Annotated in this window: 14 protein-coding genes; 6 read left to right on the top strand and 8 right to left on the bottom strand. The window is 32.0% G+C overall.

What is annotated here, in order from left to right; all coding sequences use genetic code 11:
• Window positions 1-106 precede the first annotated feature (106 nt).
• Window positions 107-1,279, bottom strand: a complete 1,173-nt coding sequence (locus tag ACXY7N_RS16605; protein ID WP_098506160.1) for a tyrosine-type recombinase/integrase — start codon at window positions 1,277-1,279, stop codon at window positions 107-109.
• Window positions 1,280-1,680: 401 nt separating this feature from the next.
• On the opposite strand from ACXY7N_RS16605, the gene ACXY7N_RS16600 reads away from it, so the two are divergent.
• Window positions 1,681-2,673: a helix-turn-helix domain-containing protein gene (locus tag ACXY7N_RS16600; RefSeq protein ID WP_088083954.1), complete on the top strand. Its 993-nt coding sequence runs from the start codon at window positions 1,681-1,683 to the stop codon at window positions 2,671-2,673.
• Between the two features lie 582 nt (window positions 2,674-3,255).
• Entirely contained in the window at window positions 3,256-3,702 is a 447-nt protein-coding gene (locus tag ACXY7N_RS16595; RefSeq protein WP_016135638.1) for a hypothetical protein, read from the top strand.
• A gap of 98 nt (window positions 3,703-3,800) precedes the next feature.
• On the opposite strand, the gene ACXY7N_RS16590 is transcribed toward ACXY7N_RS16595, so the two are convergent.
• A complete protein-coding gene (locus ACXY7N_RS16590) occupies window positions 3,801-4,682 on the bottom strand; it encodes a CPBP family intramembrane glutamic endopeptidase (protein ID WP_048562674.1) in 882 nt (293 codons plus the stop codon).
• A 360-nt stretch (window positions 4,683-5,042) separates the two neighbouring features.
• Here ACXY7N_RS16590 and ACXY7N_RS16585 point away from each other — a divergent pair, with 360 nt between their 5' ends.
• The 3 genes from ACXY7N_RS16585 to ACXY7N_RS16575 all read left to right on the top strand — a co-directional run bounded on the left by ACXY7N_RS16585 (window position 5,043) and on the right by ACXY7N_RS16575 (window position 9,064).
• On the top strand, window positions 5,043-6,380 hold the full coding sequence (locus ACXY7N_RS16585) for an erythromycin esterase family protein (RefSeq protein ID WP_488592488.1): 1,338 nt from the start codon (window positions 5,043-5,045) through the stop codon (window positions 6,378-6,380).
• Window positions 6,381-6,583: 203 nt separating this feature from the next.
• Entirely contained in the window at window positions 6,584-7,162 is a 579-nt protein-coding gene (locus ACXY7N_RS16580) for a sensor domain-containing protein (protein WP_431153789.1), read from the top strand.
• 114 nt (window positions 7,163-7,276) lie between these two features.
• On the top strand, window positions 7,277-9,064 hold the full coding sequence (locus ACXY7N_RS16575; protein ID WP_488592487.1) for a response regulator: 1,788 nt from the start codon (window positions 7,277-7,279) through the stop codon (window positions 9,062-9,064).
• A 274-nt stretch (window positions 9,065-9,338) separates the two neighbouring features.
• Here ACXY7N_RS16575 and ACXY7N_RS16570 read toward each other — a convergent pair whose 3' ends face one another.
• From ACXY7N_RS16570 to ACXY7N_RS16550, 5 genes are all read right to left on the bottom strand, one after another.
• Window positions 9,339-9,584 carry a SunI/YnzG family protein gene (locus tag ACXY7N_RS16570; RefSeq protein ID WP_436969169.1) on the bottom strand — a complete coding sequence of 82 codons (246 nt, stop codon included), beginning with the start codon at window positions 9,582-9,584 and terminating at the stop codon, window positions 9,339-9,341.
• 388 nt (window positions 9,585-9,972) lie between these two features.
• Window positions 9,973-11,703 carry a methyl-accepting chemotaxis protein gene (locus ACXY7N_RS16565; protein WP_098486691.1) on the bottom strand — a complete coding sequence of 577 codons (1,731 nt, stop codon included), beginning with the start codon at window positions 11,701-11,703 and terminating at the stop codon, window positions 9,973-9,975.
• A gap of 258 nt (window positions 11,704-11,961) precedes the next feature.
• Window positions 11,962-12,783: a peptidoglycan-N-acetylglucosamine deacetylase gene (locus ACXY7N_RS16560; RefSeq protein WP_016089720.1), complete on the bottom strand. Its 822-nt coding sequence runs from the start codon at window positions 12,781-12,783 to the stop codon at window positions 11,962-11,964.
• Window positions 12,784-12,881: 98 nt separating this feature from the next.
• Window positions 12,882-13,385 carry a DUF3902 family protein gene (locus ACXY7N_RS16555; RefSeq protein ID WP_016089721.1) on the bottom strand — a complete coding sequence of 168 codons (504 nt, stop codon included), beginning with the start codon at window positions 13,383-13,385 and terminating at the stop codon, window positions 12,882-12,884.
• Between the two features lie 188 nt (window positions 13,386-13,573).
• Window positions 13,574-13,795 (bottom strand): serine ammonia-lyase, encoded by a 222-nt coding sequence (locus tag ACXY7N_RS16550; RefSeq protein WP_223267316.1) that lies wholly within the window; start codon window positions 13,793-13,795, stop codon window positions 13,574-13,576.
• Between the two features lie 192 nt (window positions 13,796-13,987).
• On the opposite strand from ACXY7N_RS16550, the gene ACXY7N_RS16545 reads away from it, so the two are divergent.
• A complete protein-coding gene (locus ACXY7N_RS16545; RefSeq protein WP_488592486.1) occupies window positions 13,988-14,542 on the top strand; it encodes a helix-turn-helix domain-containing protein in 555 nt (184 codons plus the stop codon).
• 148 nt (window positions 14,543-14,690) lie between these two features.
• Here the strand turns inward: ACXY7N_RS16545 and ACXY7N_RS16540 are convergent, their stop codons facing one another.
• Window positions 14,691-16,118, bottom strand: coding sequence for an S-layer homology domain-containing protein (locus ACXY7N_RS16540; protein WP_016089724.1), 1,428 nt, complete (start codon window positions 16,116-16,118; stop codon window positions 14,691-14,693).
• Window positions 16,119-16,659 lie beyond the last annotated feature (541 nt).

Below are 16,659 nucleotides of genomic sequence, written 5' to 3'. Positions count from 1 at the left end.
CTACCATTCCTTGGGGTAAGTATATCAAATACCAAGGTAAATTTCCCCAATAGGTATGATGTCTACTTAACAGTTTCTTCTTCGGCCAGTAATAGAATACTAATTTTTATTGCAACATATCCGCAAAGGAAGTACCTACATTATTCTTTCGCTTCATATGCTTCTCTAAATAGATTTTTGTTGTTTGAATATTTTCATGCCCAAGCGTTTGCATTAAATGATATAAATCCGCATTTCCTTGTTCAACTGCCATGATTGCAAAAGCATGACGGAATGTATGCGCCGTTACAGGATTTTCACGATACTGCAGAAACTCTAAATTGGTCTTTTTTATCATATCTGTTACCTGGTTCGATAACGTTTTTGAATTATAAAAGTTCCCTCTTTGATTTACAAATAAAGGACTTTCATCTCCTCGGTCCAATACAGTTTGGAACCCTCTTCTTCTTCTCATTTCACAAATACACTCATATAAATGTTCAGAAATGAAAAGTTCACGTACTTTACTTCCTTTACCTATAACTTTTAACCAGTGCTTTCCGTCATAATGTAAGTCTTTAACCCTTGTTGTACATAATTCTTGAATTCTTGCACCGGTACTTGCCAGAGCTAGTAAAATTGTATAGTTTACTAAATGGCCTTTTTCTTTATAAAACCCTAAAATTTTCATAACTTCCTCATAGGATAGGTCCCGATTCGGCCGATCCTGTTCATTTACATTTGCACGCTGCAGTTCTTCATGAAGAGGTCTTTCAATATAAGCAAATACATGAAGGTGTTTAAAAAAAGAACGAATCAATACAGATTTTTTTGCAAGTGTTGCGACCGCGTACGTATCCCCATTCCTACCGTTCTCTACCTGCTTCAACCAAGCATTATATTTACGAATATGCCAAGGCTGTAATGTTTTTAACAGAGAGTCATTTTGTTGTACTTCTTCCCCATTCAATTCAAATTCTTCTGCATGCTGCACCATGCACTGACAAAATGACAAGATTTCGGACACATAACTCTTTTTCGTATCCTCTTTTCTATTCTTCTTTTCATCCATATCTTTTTGTAAATGTACAAAATGATAAATGACTTCTATATCACTTAAATACGTATATTTACTCTTTCCCTCTTTTTCTGCAACCTCCATCTTCTCTTCCACTTTATCTATATAACGATTGTTATGCAGAAATGGAATGATCCCACTTATATTCTCTACATATGTATCCATATACTTACTTTGATTGTTTATAATAGGTACATTTTCTTCTATATTGTTATTACCCATAATTCGAATTCACCTCTCCTATTGAAGATTACGAATATAATTCTCTTAATTAACTATACTTATTATTTTATTTTACTTATATCCATTATACAAATAATAAATCACTTTCTTTCTGTAAGAATACTACATTCTTCTCTATTTAGATATACGTATAATTTCTAATAATTTTTTACTAAATAGATAAACATTTATCATAATTTTATACAATTTTATAAAACATCTATATATAAATAAATATTAAATTTTATATAAAATTTAAGTAAAGTTATAATTCACTATAACATATTGGTATAATGATATTTTATTTTATATTTAAATCTTATTTTATATCTAATTAAAAATCTGATATGATATATACATACTTTATGAATTATAGAGAGTAAATAAGGAGGTAAACTTTCATGACACAAGATTTACTGTTTATTACAAAACCTACAGTAACAACAAAAGAAGCAGCAGATTTAATGGGAGTTACCGTTCAGACCATTCTAAAGAAAGAAAAAGAAGGTCTTATAGAATGTGTATATAAAGATAATTGGAAGCAATTCGGAAGTAAAATATTCTATTTAGAAGATATTGAACGGTTAATAAATAAAGATGAAATAAAAGGATTAAGTACAAAAAAAGCAGCAGAAATTCTAAACGTAGCACCCTCTACAATCTTTACATATATTAAATCCGGGAAATTAACAGCCACAATGGTAGAAAAGCTGGGTAAACAAGTATATGTCATTAATGAAGAAGAACTAAAAAATTTCCAGCTTAATTACGAAAAAACTACAACAAAAGAACGTAAAACATTCATTACTAAGATTCAAGATACAGACATTTATTTGTATCAATTATTGATACATCGACATACAGAAAAAAAAGCTAGGGTAATAGAAATTAATGGATCCGATGGAAAGGTTCTTACAGAGGATGAAGAAATTTTCTCATTATCAGCTTATAAAGAACATAATTATTCCCTTGAACCCTTCAAAAAACACACAGTGATTACGAAGCGAGGGTATTTATCTTTTACATTTAAAAAGCCTCAATTATTTAGTTCTATTACTTATAATCTAATAAATTTATTTTATAAAGAGCTTGGTGTCACAAATATGCGATTGACTTCTACACAAGATACCATCAGGTTAGAAATTAAACCATTTGTTTTACAGGTAGAGCCATTACAATTCCAAGAAGAGATTAAGTATTTACACTCACATATGATGTCAGGCTCAATACTCCCCCATGTTGAAGGTATTTATTTTAAAAGTAAAGTAGAGCCATTAACCTTTCATGCAGATCATGACTTTAAACAGAAAGTAATTAAAATGGCTTCAGAATCTGGTATGGGGCAAGAAGAGTTTTTATTACAAGCAGTAAAGTCTTATATTGAAAAATTTTGAACTTTATTTACGTTAACATCCTTAATGGCTATATGATTCTAATTTTAAAATATAGATACCGTTTTGTTTCACCCTGATGGTCACATAGCTTGCATTGAGTATGACAAAAGTGATAACTGTCAAGATTCCGAAATAATCATCAGTTATAATAATAAAGCTTAATAGTCAAACTAATCCCCACTCAAAATGCTCACGGACTGTTTCAAGTGGGGATAGTTCAAATATTATAAAAAGAGCAATTCCTAGTAAGTACTCTCTCACAAAAAATATTGGTAGTTGCATTTGCAACCAGTCTATACACCATTCTTTTTTTAGATAGATTCGCAAATAGATTCATTTAACATTCACATGACTATTAAATAATTTATTACAATCATCACTAAATATAAGGACCTTTCAGTTGTATTTCACATTATTTTTAGACTTTATTTGTTGCTATAATGTCTGTTTTAGATTTATTATCATGTGCCTTATATTAAATATGCATAATTACATAATTATTCTTTATATTACAATATTGTAATTTACATTTATAACCTGTAAAATACAGGATGTTAAATAAATTACATAGGAGTTGTAAATATGAAAAAATTTATGAGCATGTTAGCTATGTGTTTCGCACTTACACTAGCGTTTTTACCATCTATTTCAAAGGCGGATTCTTCCCCATTACGAAGTGTTAGCATTAGTGCTGTAGGCGATAATAACAAAATGTATAGTGCAAGTTCTTACTTATCTATTCCTGTTCTTAAAGGCGATTACCTTTATGTGAAAGTTAGTGAAGTAGGTACACCAGATTCATATTCTGAGGCTTTAACTGTTAATGGTATTAGATATGCGGGAAGTTCTTTAGACGAAGTTAGTTCTTATTCTGGTCCATTCGGATCTGAAAAAACATTTAGATTACGTATCAAAGATTCTTACATCTTTTCAAACACATCAAATTCAACAAATACTATAACTTTTGAAGCTAGAGTTCCTTTCTCAATGCAAGTATTATCTAAAACCATATCGGTTCATGTAGAATAACTTATAACATTATTATTAATAAAAAATACATCCCTATAAGGATGTATTTTTTATTTCATAGAAACATAATTCTAATTTTCAATAATTTATGTGGCGAATCAATGTTTTGTAAATCTTGTTATCCGAGATAAAATTATTGCCGTAATCAAGATAATAATAGCGGTTATTAAGCCAGATTCTCCAATCCAAATCTCTGACTGATGTCCTGTACTTGCACGTGCGAAAGGTCCTTGTATGATGGCATTCCAAGTGGTATGGATGATAACCGAAGGCCAAACGCTACCTGTGATAAGTCGTAAATAAGCTGTAATATAACTGAATGGCACAATACAAAAATAGATGCCAAGTACTGAAAGTAGGACAGATGATCCCTCTACATATAGACCAGCAATAACAATTGGAACATGCCACGTTGCCCAAATCAATCCACTAATAAGGATAGGCCGTGAAAACTCTGCATCGACTAGCCTTGTGAGCATATAACCTCGCCAACCCATTTCTTCTCCCAAAACTGGGATTAAGTTAAGCAAACTTCCTAAAATGCCGCTCAATACTACTAGATAAATGAAACTGAATGGTTCCGGTAGATACTGAAGTCCAAGTATATTGTAGATTGGTTCTAACATACCACCTTCGGGATGCTGAAACCTCGCGATTCCGCTCAACCAGGCGATAGAATAAGTAATTCCACAAATAACCATGGGTATTAGCAGAGCAAAACCAATCCCCTTCCATATCTTTAAGTTACCGAGACTAAAAGAAACATCTTTAAACCCTTCTTTCAGTATTATGCGAGTCAAAATAGAAGAAAATACTGGGGTAAACATATATACCACAATAAGCGGCATACTTTTCGTAATTATTACTGCTACATTTAAGATAATAGAAGTAATGATTAAGATACTCAGAAAGAATTGAAGTCCTATTTTAGCACGTTGGATTTTATCTTTATTGTGGAACGATTTTGCGTGTAATATCATTGTAATCCGCCCTTCCCCTTTAATTCACTTGTTTATCGAATTTACTTCTTGTCATTTCCACGGATACAACTTAGAATAAAAATATTTTTGTATACAGATTCATTCATCTTTAAAATCCCTCCCAAATTTATAATCTAGTCTTACTTGCGACTCATCAATGTAATTATTATTTATAAGTTGTCATAGCCGATAGTACAAAAGTGTAATGATTAGTCTATGACCTGTGTCAATTCACCTTATGACAATATGTAACTAGAAAATATGATATGGGATAGATAACAATTGAATTAAGGCAATTGATACGTGCAAGTACATGAATCAATCTTGCTTTTAAAAATAATTCAATTGAGGTGGAAAAAAATGAATAAGAAAAGAATGATTGCAATGGTTAGTACAGCTTTATTAGTCACAGGATGTGGAGAAGTAGGAAACGCTCAAACAGTAGCTGTCGAAAATTCAGGTCAATCAATCCAAAAAAATATAGTTAAATCAATACAATCACAGGCTTTCCCATTAAAAACGATAGAGCCGTCAAAATCATTTGAGGATTTAAAACCACTTAAGAAAATGATTGGGAGTGCACAATATGTAGGATTAGGAGAGAATACTCATGGAAGCTCTGAAATTTTCACTATGAAGTTTCGACTTGTGAAATATTTGGTTACTGAGATGGGTTTTACAAATTTCACAATGGAAGAAGATTGGGGAAATGGCTTAAAGCTAAATGAATATATCCAAACAGGAAAAGGAAACCCTAGAGATTTTTTAAACTTGTTATATCCTACTGATGAAATTATAGCCATGATTGAGTGGATGAAAGATTATAATGCTGATCCATCCAATAAAAAAAAGATTCAATTTATTGGGCTCGACTTAAAGGAGTTGGACCAAGGTTGCTTTAATAAAGTAATTGATTATGTAAGGCTGCATCGACCAGATTTGCTGGCAGAAGTAGAAGAAAATTATAGAGAATTGTCGGCTTTTAATGGAAGTACACAGGAATATATGGACCTTGCTCCTGAAATAAAAGAAAAGTTCAAAACAAACGCTGAGAGAGTAGCTCGATTTCTAAAAGATGAGAATAAGCAAGCCAACACAGAAATAGTTTCACCCGAGTACATCTGGGCGAGAGCAACGGCAAGTGCAATAGAGAAATTTACCACAATGCTAATTCCTAACGACTATCCAAGTATGTTAAAGCTACATGAGCAATACTTGGCCGATCATGCAATGTGGGCACAAGAGACATTGGGTGGTAAAACTATGGTATGGGGACACAATATTCATATAGCTAAAGGAATTATCGATGAGAAATTATACCCTTATGTTGCGGGGCAGTTTTTGAAGGAACGTTTAGACAATAATTATGTCACAATTGGTAGTACAACTACGGAGGGAAATTTCACCTTATACAGCGAATATGATCCTTCCACTGGAGGTAAGATTACAACGCGTGCGATTCCACAAAATGTCAATAGCTTTAATTATACTCTCGGAAAAGTACCATATAACATGTTTTTATTGGATAACCGTCACCTTAAAGGACAAGCAGAGAAATGGGTTAAAGCAAAAAGACCATTACTTAGTATAGGGGGACAAATCTTCCCGAACGAATCGGCATACTTTGATAAATCATTGCTTGAGCAATTTGATATTATTTTTCACATTCGAAAAACAAGTCCATCTCATATTAAATAAAAGTACAAAACAATCCCGTTCTTGCATCTTCAAGAACGGGATTGTTTTGTGGAGATTAATAAAAGCATCTTTTTTAACCAGAAGTAGGTAGCTCTCCCCTTTTTAGCATCATTTAGAAATGTCATATGACACTTTTACACTAGTGAGAATGACAAAAAAAGCAATATAATTCGGTTATTACATAGATAGGAGCGATGAACTTTATGAAATCAAGATTCATCCAGAATGGTTATTTTTTATTGCTAACTTTCGTTACAGGATTGTTTTATTTTTGTTTTTATCTATTAGCTCTGCTATTCAGTTTCACCCTTTCATTTACAGTAGTTGGGATTCCACTAGTTATACACGTACTACAAACTACTACACCTTTTATCCAATTCGAGCGTATACAGACGAAAATTTATACCGATATTTCGACCGACTCTTACGATAGAAGTATAAAAGTGGATACATCAAACTGGGCTCAGGTGAAATTAATGCTTACAGATCGTCGTACTTGGTCTGCTGTCTTTTGGTTAATGAAGAAATTAGTGATTGGCATTTTCAGTCTTATTAGTGCAATCATTTTTTATGTAATGCCACTTATGTTGCTGTTGGCACCACTACTGTATCGATACATCGAAATGAATATTATATTCATACAGATAGATACTTTTGCGAAGTCACTCTTTGTAATGTCTATGGGGATAGTATTTATCGCCCTAAGTATTAGAATAGTAGATGGTTTGACAAAGAAAATTGGGGGCTATACACGTAGCATGATTCGGCAACTAAATCGATAGAAGTTTGCAATCTGTGAGTAGTATCGCGGTTTTAAATTTAAAAGTATAATAGGCATGAAGGATTAAATTATAATATATGAAGTAAAAAGGTAGGCTACTTAGGGGGTAAATGACTTGTTAGATATGGTTAAGTATTGGTTTTGGTACGATTGGATTATGTTAGGGATACGTCTACTTACTAGTGTGTCTATCATCCTAGCTACATTAAGTTTTCAGGATGGGTTAACATTGCCACTTTGGATTATTATTCTTTGGGAGGTTGTTGCCTTCTCAATTCCATGGGTTGCCTTACTGTTCAATTACAAATATTACTTGTTCACAGAAATACTGCTATATGGTGGACAATGTATATATTTAACCTCATTATTTCCGGAAGCTTACAACATATTTCTTATATCAGTGTTTCTAATTGCTGTAAATAGTAAGCATTTGTCCTATTATTGGACAGCTCCAACAACAGTTTTTATAACAACTGGAATTTTCTATGCTGTTGCGCCAAGTAATAACTATTGGACTATGGTCACCTACTATGGATTCGCTTATGTAATGGGATTCGCTTTTCATTTATTAATCGCCAATCATAAGCAAAATGAAGTAATTCGTAAACAAAACGCGGTACTTGAGCAATATATGTCTCAGATTGAACGTATTACACTGGCAGAAGAACGGAACAGACTGTCGAGCGAGCTTCATGATACAGTTGGTCACGCTTATACTTCTATTATTATGGGGATGGAAACGTTGCGTACCGAACTTGCTACTGAGATGGGTATACAGAGGCTAGATTCTCTGCTTGAAATGGGACGTAAAAGTATTGAGGACGTGAGAAGTTACCTACATCAAATGGATTCTCCGTGTCAATCCCCTTCCTTGATTCAATCTCTACAAAATCTTGGAGCCGAATTTCAGGAGCACGCTCAGGTAAATGTAAATTTTAGGACATTCGGAGAGGAATATCAACTGTCTCGGCAAGCGAAGATCGCATTCATTCGTTGCTTACAAGAGTCCCTTACGAATGCAGTACGTCATGGTCAGGGGACCGAAATTATAGTTTCATTGCAGTTTGAACAACAATATACGAGGTTAGAAGTTCAAGATAACGGAAAAGGAAATGTAGAATGGCAGGAAGGCTTCGGTATGAATGCGATGAAAGAACGGGCAATGAATTTGCAAGGTCAATTGTCTGTATATACAAAGCCAGAGGAAGGAATGCTTGTTACATGTACCATACCGCGACAAACTGAAATAAAAGATGGACTTATTCGTTTGTTAATTGTAGACGATCAACCATTTGTTCGGGAAAGTTTGAGGACACTACTCGATAGATATGAAGATTTAAATGTAGTCGGTTTAGCTGAGGATGGCAATCAAGCCATCGATTTGTGTGGGCGCCTTCAACCCCATGTTATACTTATGGATTTAGATATGCAGCACATGGATGGAGTCGAGGCAACCAAAAAGATTAAGCAACAATGGCCACATATCCGCGTATTGATTTTCACAACGTTTCAGGATACGAAACAGGCGTTTGAATCACTTCGCAACGGTGCGGATGGTTTTTTACTCAAATCTATTGAAACATTGGAGCTAGCTAATACGATCCGACTTATTCATAAAGGTGGGACACTGATTGATCAGGGAATGTCTCACAAAATATTTGAGAAGTTTGATGAGAAAAAACAGACACCACAATCAAAAGCAACTACTTATGAGCTAACAGCCAGAGAGATAGAAATTTTACAGCTAGTAGCAAAGGGACTTCGATACACTTCCATAGCTTCAAGGCTGTATTTATCGAATGGCACAGTCAGAAATTATGCTTCCACAGCTTATGCAAAGCTAGGAGTGCGTAACAAAGAAGAAGCTGTTCAAAAGGCTCTAGAAATTGGTATTATCGGATGAGAAAAATGGTTGTTGCTTCTTTAAAACTAGGCAAGCATTAGTTATAAGGTACAATAATATTCGTTTATATTAAATTTCAATGCATTTTTGATAGGTCTGTTATTTTTTAAAATTCATTTAAAAAGAAAATCCCTTCACATGGGATTTTTTTCTTTTTTTATAAGGTGACTAATCATCTTAACATTCCACTTCTCTGGCAGTACATTTTTCGTAATCTATTAACTATATGTAATTAAAGAATTTTATCTAAGCTCGTGTTTTAATTAGAACAGCCTTACTCAATATTAATTTCTTCTAATACTATAGATGGATTAGCAGTGAATATAATGAAGTTTAAGTTTGTAGTATGTATCAGTATTCTATTCTTTGAGGAAGATGGCGTTCCAATATAAACAACATGATCAAGCTTATTATGAGGAACGTCATTCATAGATATAGTAAGGATATCTTTTATAGGTATGGTAATCTCTGCTGATTGCCATGCAATCATTATACTATCTTGGGACTTTGTAATGCTCATTCTTGACATTTTATATCAATCCTTTTTCAGTTTTAGATAATTATCTAAATTGGTTAAATAAATACATAAACCATTATATATTAATATAATAAAATTATGCGTTTGTATGTAAAATTACATGCGCAAACTTCTTATTACCCAAAAAATACAATCTAATAATAAAGATTTGAACTACTATTAATCAATTTTATTTCTTTACATTTGACAGTAATTAACTAGAATTAAATCTCCTTTTCTATTAACAAATTAAAAAATAAATAAATTGATGTAATTTTTGTATTTAATGATTTGGAGAATTTTTAGAACATCCACCCAATGAAAAAGACCATTGTACTTTATAAAAGTTACAATGGTCTTTTTATTATTTTTACATCACATTTGATATATTCTATTGCTTTTTGTCTTGCTTCTCAATAATAAATTGTGAAACTAGTACTGACAATGCTTCTACTTTTTCTTTTATTTTGTTAGATTGATTCGATATCTCCTCGATTGATGCTGCTTGTGATTGGATTGATTGTACAGTTTGAGTTGTTTCCTTAGCTACTTGCGTTGCACTTTCAGAAACACTTGACATAGAGGCATTGACTTCTTCTGTACCAGCAGACATTTCTTCTGTTGCTGCAGATACTTCTTGAATTTGGATAGTGATTTTATTAATAGCCACCATAATAGATGAAAATGCTCGATTTGCTTTATTAGCAGTTTCCTTTCCTTCCGAAGCTTTTTGTTGACCTTTTTGCATTGCATCAACTGTATCTTTTGTATCTTGTTGAATGGCTAGTATTAAATGATTGATTTCATCTGCAGATGCTTTAGACTGTTCAGCTAAATTCCCTACTTCCGCTGCTACCACTGCAAACCCTTTTCCATTTTCTCCAGCACGTGCAGCTTCAATTGAAGCGTTTAAGGCAAGAAGGTTTGTTTGTTCAGCAATATTAGTAATCGCATCCAGAGCTTTATCAATTTGTTGCGTACGTGTAACAAGCCTCGCAATTACTTTAGAAGTTTCTTCAACAACCTCATGAATACTATTCATTTGAAGTATAGATTGTTTAATTACTTCACTACCAGAATTGACTTGTTCTGTTGTTGTGACCGCCACTTCAGTAACCGTTGCTGAAGACTCAGCTACAGTTTGAACGCCAGTCGCAATTTCTTCCATTGATGAGGAGCTTTCTTGAATACTAGTAACTTGTCCTTCTATTTTTTTATCAACCTCAGATATAGTTTGAACTACCTCTCTTGATATATGAGATGCTCGTTTAGTATCTTGCAACATCCCATTGGTAGACGAAATGACCTCTTGAGTTGTGATTTTTACTTCTCCAATTAATTGTTGTAAATTATCCAACATATTATTAAAAGACCTTACAATACTTCCTAATTCATTATCCGATTTATAAGAAGTACGTATCGTTAAATCACCTGCAGATACCCTTTCCATATCTCTTTCTAATAATACAATTGGTTGTCTAATTGCACTTTTAATGATATAGCCAATAAAAATAACGATTACGATTGCTATAATGGAGATGCTAACAAACAGCATTATAGTATTTGTTGCACTGGCTGTATTATTTTTTTGTAAATAATCTGCATTATTATTATTAACCTGAATGAGCCCACGAATAGCCTGCACTGCCTTTTTCATATTAGGGTCAACTTCTTTCAGATAATAAGCATATGCTTCATCATTATTAGATTGTCCCAGATCTTGTACTTTGCTCAATTGTGTTCTTAATTCATTAAATACTTCATGAAATGTTGTATATAATTCTTTTTCTTTTTTAGAACTAACTCTAGACTCAAACTTCTTTATTAACTGATCAGTTTCTGAACGAGCTACATCTATTTCTGTCAAAAGCTCTTTTATTCTTTTTTGATCTTTTGATAGAATAGTTTCCTTTACATTCATATTGATTAGATAAAAATTAGACTCTATTGCTCCTATCCACTGAATTGGTAATAAACTATCTTCATACATCGTATTAGATGCATGCTCCCCTTTTTTCAGGCCAATAAACCCTAGTATAGATAATATTATACAAGCCACACTTGCTATAATTACCAATACACTTAATGTTGTGCCAATTTTACTGTTTTTTAAAAACGACAATTAACTCCACCTCATTGTTATATTATGATTAAATAATTTTATGTGCAAAAATAAAAGACATTTAAATATTTATATCCATTAAAAAATCGTATAAAGTTTTCTAAAATATGAAAGTTTATACTTAAATCTAAATTTAAAAATAGTCCGGTAAAAAGAGCGTGTTTTCATCTATTTATCTAAACACGCTCCTGCAAATATTTAAACCCTATAGTAATTGCTTATTCCATTCTGATTTCCTTTTTACTAATACATATCTTTTTATATACGATTATCATGCCAGAAGTTTATTGGAAAATGATCATTCTCATTATAAGCTTCAAATTCATAACCTTTTTCTTTTAATCCTTTTATAATTGCTGGAACTGCCGCGACAGATTGGGGATGAATATCATGCATTAAAACAATTTCTTTTGAAGATGTCGCACCTGCCAATACATTTTGCACAATTTTTGCGGCCGCTACATCAACGGCTAATTTATTGTATTTCCAATCTAAAGAATCAATTGTCCAATCCCATACTTTTAAATCATTTCCGACCACTTCATTTCGAAGTGATTCATTTAAACCAGGCATTGATCCATATGGTGGCCGTGTTAATTTCGGTGAGCTTCCAATAACATTTCTAATTAAAGATTGATCCTCTTTCATTTCCTTAACATATTCCTTATTGGTGTATAACCTTTTAAAATTATGTGTCATGCTATGCATGCCCACATAGTGGCTCTCTACATGCTCTCGTTTCACTAAATCTGGGAACCTTTTCACATTGTCGCCAATTAAAAAGAATGTTGCCTTTACATTATTTCTTTTTAATATATCTAATAAGTTAGCTGTATATTTTCCAGGTCCATCATCAAAAGATAAATATGCAACTTTTCTTTCTTTACCAGCAAAACGATTAGGTATCGATTTTTTTAATTCATTTTTAGGTAGACTGCTCACTTGTTGAACACTGTTTACCTCTTCTGCATTTACTAGCTTAGGATTCGTAATAGATTGAAACATGTAATAACCTATTGCTACTAATGTAATAGCTAACAATACACATAAAATTCTTTTTTTCTTTAGCTTAATTTTCATACCATAATTCTTCCTTCTATCCTATTATTCCACTATATGTTATTTAACCAAACTCATTTTGCCTTTGCTAGTAGTTTTAATAATCTGGATAAGCCCTATTAATTTCCTGCACTACTGATCATACCATTTCCAATAATAGTTAGAACTAATGGAAATAACACTGGCCCTAAGGTAAGGAAAATGTTTAAAAGTATAATAAACTTATATAGGAAACTGTTTTTTTTATTATTAAGATTTAAAAATATCAAGATAACTAATGTTATTATAGTATTTAAATGTAAGAATAAGATTATCAACCAATAGTACATCATTATAGTAACATTCCACTTTCCTAATAGTTGGTATGTTATCCCTACAAATATTCCTAATACTGCAGCATTAAAGGAAATAAACAAAGTTCTGTATAGTATTTTAGGAAATATTTTATAATACACAGTTTTATTTGATAAATCTATTAAAATGGCCAAAGATAGATATGCCAGTAATACTCCCACCCAATTTAATATCCAATCTTGATTTCCCATTAAATTAAATAAAAGTGCAATGACCCCTCCTAATGCAAAAATCAAAGAAATCATAATATTATTTAAAGCTGATTTCATGATGTTCTCACTTCCTTAATAATTTTTATGATAAAGCATTGATGTTTACTCTTGAGTTATCCTTTTCTTATTAAAAGCCCTTTTTATTAATTGAGAACCTGTTTGATACTATTCTTCCATTACTTCTCTTGAACTCATACTTTCTCCTATTCCCCATACAATATGTGTACCTTGATTCAAATTTTGTTTTAAAGCATTTTTTGTATATAGTCTTTTCCTTCTTTATCTACTAATTCTTTTATTAATTTATATAAATAATTATTACTAGCTGTATATGCACCTCTTAAAAATAGTTCTAATCTTTTATCTACAAACCCAGATGCTATTCTAACTGCCAGTCTATCAGCTATTTTTTTATTATCAATCCCAATATCTTGTATGGAAATGCCCTCATGTAATCTGGTCATCATACCTAAAAACATACATGAAGTATAAATACCAATTATTTCTCGTCTTATTTATTTTTCTCACAACTGTGCAGGCGCTTGGAAAATTAATAATAATTTATTATAATTAAGTATATATTAACAATGTGTTTAGTATAAGTAAATAAAATTAATTTTAATTTAATAATTTTTACTTATTTAAAGGGGATTACGCATATGAACAATATTAATGTTGATCAAAAAATTATGGCATTTAGAAAAGCTGCCGGATTAACTAGTAAACGTTTAGCTGAATTAGCTGATATAACACCTTCTATGTTAAGTCAGATTGAGAAAGGAATCACGAATCCATCATTACAAACATTAAAATTAATTTCTGTAGCATTAAATATTCCATTATTTAATTTTTTCTTAGAAGATACCAATACGGAAGAATTAGTCGTAAGAGCTAATCAAAGAAAAAAAATAACTTTCCCTGAAAGCGGTAACGTTTCATATGAGTTATTATCTCCCAATTTAGATGGATCACTGGAATTGGCTTTAATGAATCTGTTACCTCAAACCGCTTCATCTATAGAACCTGTGGCACATAAAGGTGAAGAAATAGCATTTATTATGGAAGGACAAGTAAGACTATATTTAAATGATGAGGTTTTACTTCTCGATACAGGTGATAGTGTTAAAATCCCACCATATGCAAAGCATAAATGGGAAAACACTTCTTTACACAAAGTCACTGTTATATTCGGAGTAACCCCACCATCTTTTTAATTCCATATACTATCGGATAAAAGTTAGAGAAAATAATTCTCTAACTTTTTGTATACATAACTATATTTTAAGAAAATAAAAAACTGGTCTCATAAATATATAAGATTAAAAGCTAAACAATTAAGAATAGTAAAGTAGAGCTTTTTGATTACATGCTTAATTTACTTTTTAATGTCCAGTATTTTTCCCCATTAGCGTCAAAAGAGAATTCGACCCATCCATTTGGATCTTCACGATAAATAAAGATGTTTGTTCCAGGAGTTAATGTACCAACATTATTTTGCGTTACATCTACATCTGATCTACTTTTAATTTTCAAATCAAATGGATAAGGTACATAGTAATAAACAGCTGATGAAATAATTTTTGCGCCCGAACCATCTAAATACATTTTATACGGTATTTCATTAGATAACGCTTCAACATCTAATGTTTCAGGACTCTTTGGTAATTTTTTTGCATATGTATAGTCTTCTGCACGGAACGGTTTCATACGTTCCATAATACCCGCAATTTTTTTAGCCCAGCCTTTATCTGATGCATATTTCACGTTCATACCAGCTAACGTTGGTCCGTTATAATGCATACCACTTTCTTCTAAATACCTCTCTCGTACATAATTAGCGTTATAAGCAATACTGTCGCCGTACGTTGGTAAGTATTTTGCATATTTAAATGGATCTCCATCATATGCACGTAATCCGAATAGATTATGTTTTTGATATGCAATTTCTGATTTACCGTATCCAGATTCTAAAATCGCATGCGCCGCTAAATAATGAGCATTCACGCCATATTGATTTTGCGCATTGATAAAATCTTGCCCATGTCCAACTAATGGACTATCTGAATGATATTTTGCTATAAAACTATCAATCTCTTGACCTGTGATTTTGGAAGCCACTGTTAAATTCAAATCTTCATATGATGTAGCAGTAATAATCTCTTTTTCCTCTAAAACATTCTTTGGAGTTAGTTGCATCATATCTGTTTTTGCAGTAAGTTGAGCAGCTTCGGCGCGTGTTATCGATCTATTAGGTTGCCAACCGTTATCAGTACCAACGGAAATTTTTAAATCAATTAAAACATTGGCGAATCTTTCACCCCAATGGCCTTTTAAATCCTGAAATTTACTTTGGCTATTATCATTTGTTGTACTTTGAAGTTTATAGGCATTTACTAGCATTGCCGCCATAGCAGCGCGCGTTACTTTTCCGGATGGATTGAAGATTCCATTACCTTCGCCTTTAATAATGCCAGCTTTTTCAGCTGCGGCAATATAAGGCGCTCCCCAGTGGTTTTGTGAATCTGTAAAGGATGGTTTTGCATTGTAGTCAATTTGTATACCTAAAACTTTTGTCATTATTGTTGCGGCGGAAGCTCTGTCTAGTGAATCATTTGAGCCAAAACTTCCGTCTGGGTAACCACTTAATACTTGTTTATCCACTAAATAATTAACGGATTGCTGTGCCCACTTAGGAACATCAGAAAATTTTTGAGTATCTGCTAAAGTATTAGAAGAATAAGATAATATTGCTCCTGCGAGGATACTTGTCGCGATGAATTTGTGCTTCATAAAAAAATATACACCTCTACCATACTATTGTATTTATCAAATTGAGATTTTCTATTTTTATATTTACATGCCTGTAATCATAATCAGATTGTATTAACATGCATTCAATTTGATGTAATGATTATAGTTACTTATATGTACAAGTGTCAATAGATGTCTTTTACAAAAATGTATGATATTTATATGAATTTGAATTTCCACAATATCATAATTGACTCATGTATAAGGTAGATTTAATAGTTAGATTTCCTCCCGGTATTGTAAGTCTCTTTAACTTAATGCAGTGAAAACTTAAAGTTGTTATGAAATGCTATTACTTTACATTCGGTTGCAGAATCAATAATAAAATTATTAAAGTAAATGTAGTTAATTTCCTTTAGAAGAGCAAATAATAATTAATTTACATTTAATTATATTTACTTATAATTAATACCGTGTTAACGTGTATTTAATAATAGAATATTTAGCCTTTGTTAATTAAAAGTGAAGTTCTTATAATTATTATATAATTATATTAAGATTTATTGTATAATCGATTTGT

The organism is Bacillus sp. 5w2 (assembly GCF_054353775.1).
The sequence above is the reverse complement of the archived record's forward strand: the minus strand, read 5'-3'. Positions and strand labels throughout refer to the sequence as shown.

Excerpts from the sequence above, each read along its gene's own strand:
- ACXY7N_RS16550 (WP_223267316.1), bottom strand. The coding sequence starts at position 13,795 with ATGATGACCAGATTACATGAGGGCATTTCCATACAAGATATTGGGATT.
- ACXY7N_RS16580 (WP_431153789.1), top strand. The coding sequence starts at position 6,584 with ATGAAATCAAGATTCATCCAGAATGGTTATTTTTTATTGCTAACTTTC.
- ACXY7N_RS16570 (WP_436969169.1), bottom strand. The coding sequence starts at position 9,584 with ATGAGCATTACAAAGTCCCAAGATAGTATAATGATTGCATGGCAATCA.
- ACXY7N_RS16595 (WP_016135638.1), top strand. The coding sequence starts at position 3,256 with ATGAAAAAATTTATGAGCATGTTAGCTATGTGTTTCGCACTTACACTA.
- ACXY7N_RS16555 (WP_016089721.1), bottom strand. The coding sequence starts at position 13,385 with ATGAAATCAGCTTTAAATAATATTATGATTTCTTTGATTTTTGCATTA.
- ACXY7N_RS16605 (WP_098506160.1), bottom strand. The coding sequence starts at position 1,279 with ATGGGTAATAACAATATAGAAGAAAATGTACCTATTATAAACAATCAA.
- ACXY7N_RS16540 (WP_016089724.1), bottom strand. The coding sequence starts at position 16,118 with ATGAAGCACAAATTCATCGCGACAAGTATCCTCGCAGGAGCAATATTA.
- ACXY7N_RS16600 (WP_088083954.1), top strand. The coding sequence starts at position 1,681 with ATGACACAAGATTTACTGTTTATTACAAAACCTACAGTAACAACAAAA.
- ACXY7N_RS16585 (WP_488592488.1), top strand. The coding sequence starts at position 5,043 with ATGAATAAGAAAAGAATGATTGCAATGGTTAGTACAGCTTTATTAGTC.
- ACXY7N_RS16545 (WP_488592486.1), top strand. The coding sequence starts at position 13,988 with ATGAACAATATTAATGTTGATCAAAAAATTATGGCATTTAGAAAAGCT.
- ACXY7N_RS16590 (WP_048562674.1), bottom strand. The coding sequence starts at position 4,682 with ATGATATTACACGCAAAATCGTTCCACAATAAAGATAAAATCCAACGT.
- ACXY7N_RS16560 (WP_016089720.1), bottom strand. The coding sequence starts at position 12,783 with ATGAAAATTAAGCTAAAGAAAAAAAGAATTTTATGTGTATTGTTAGCT.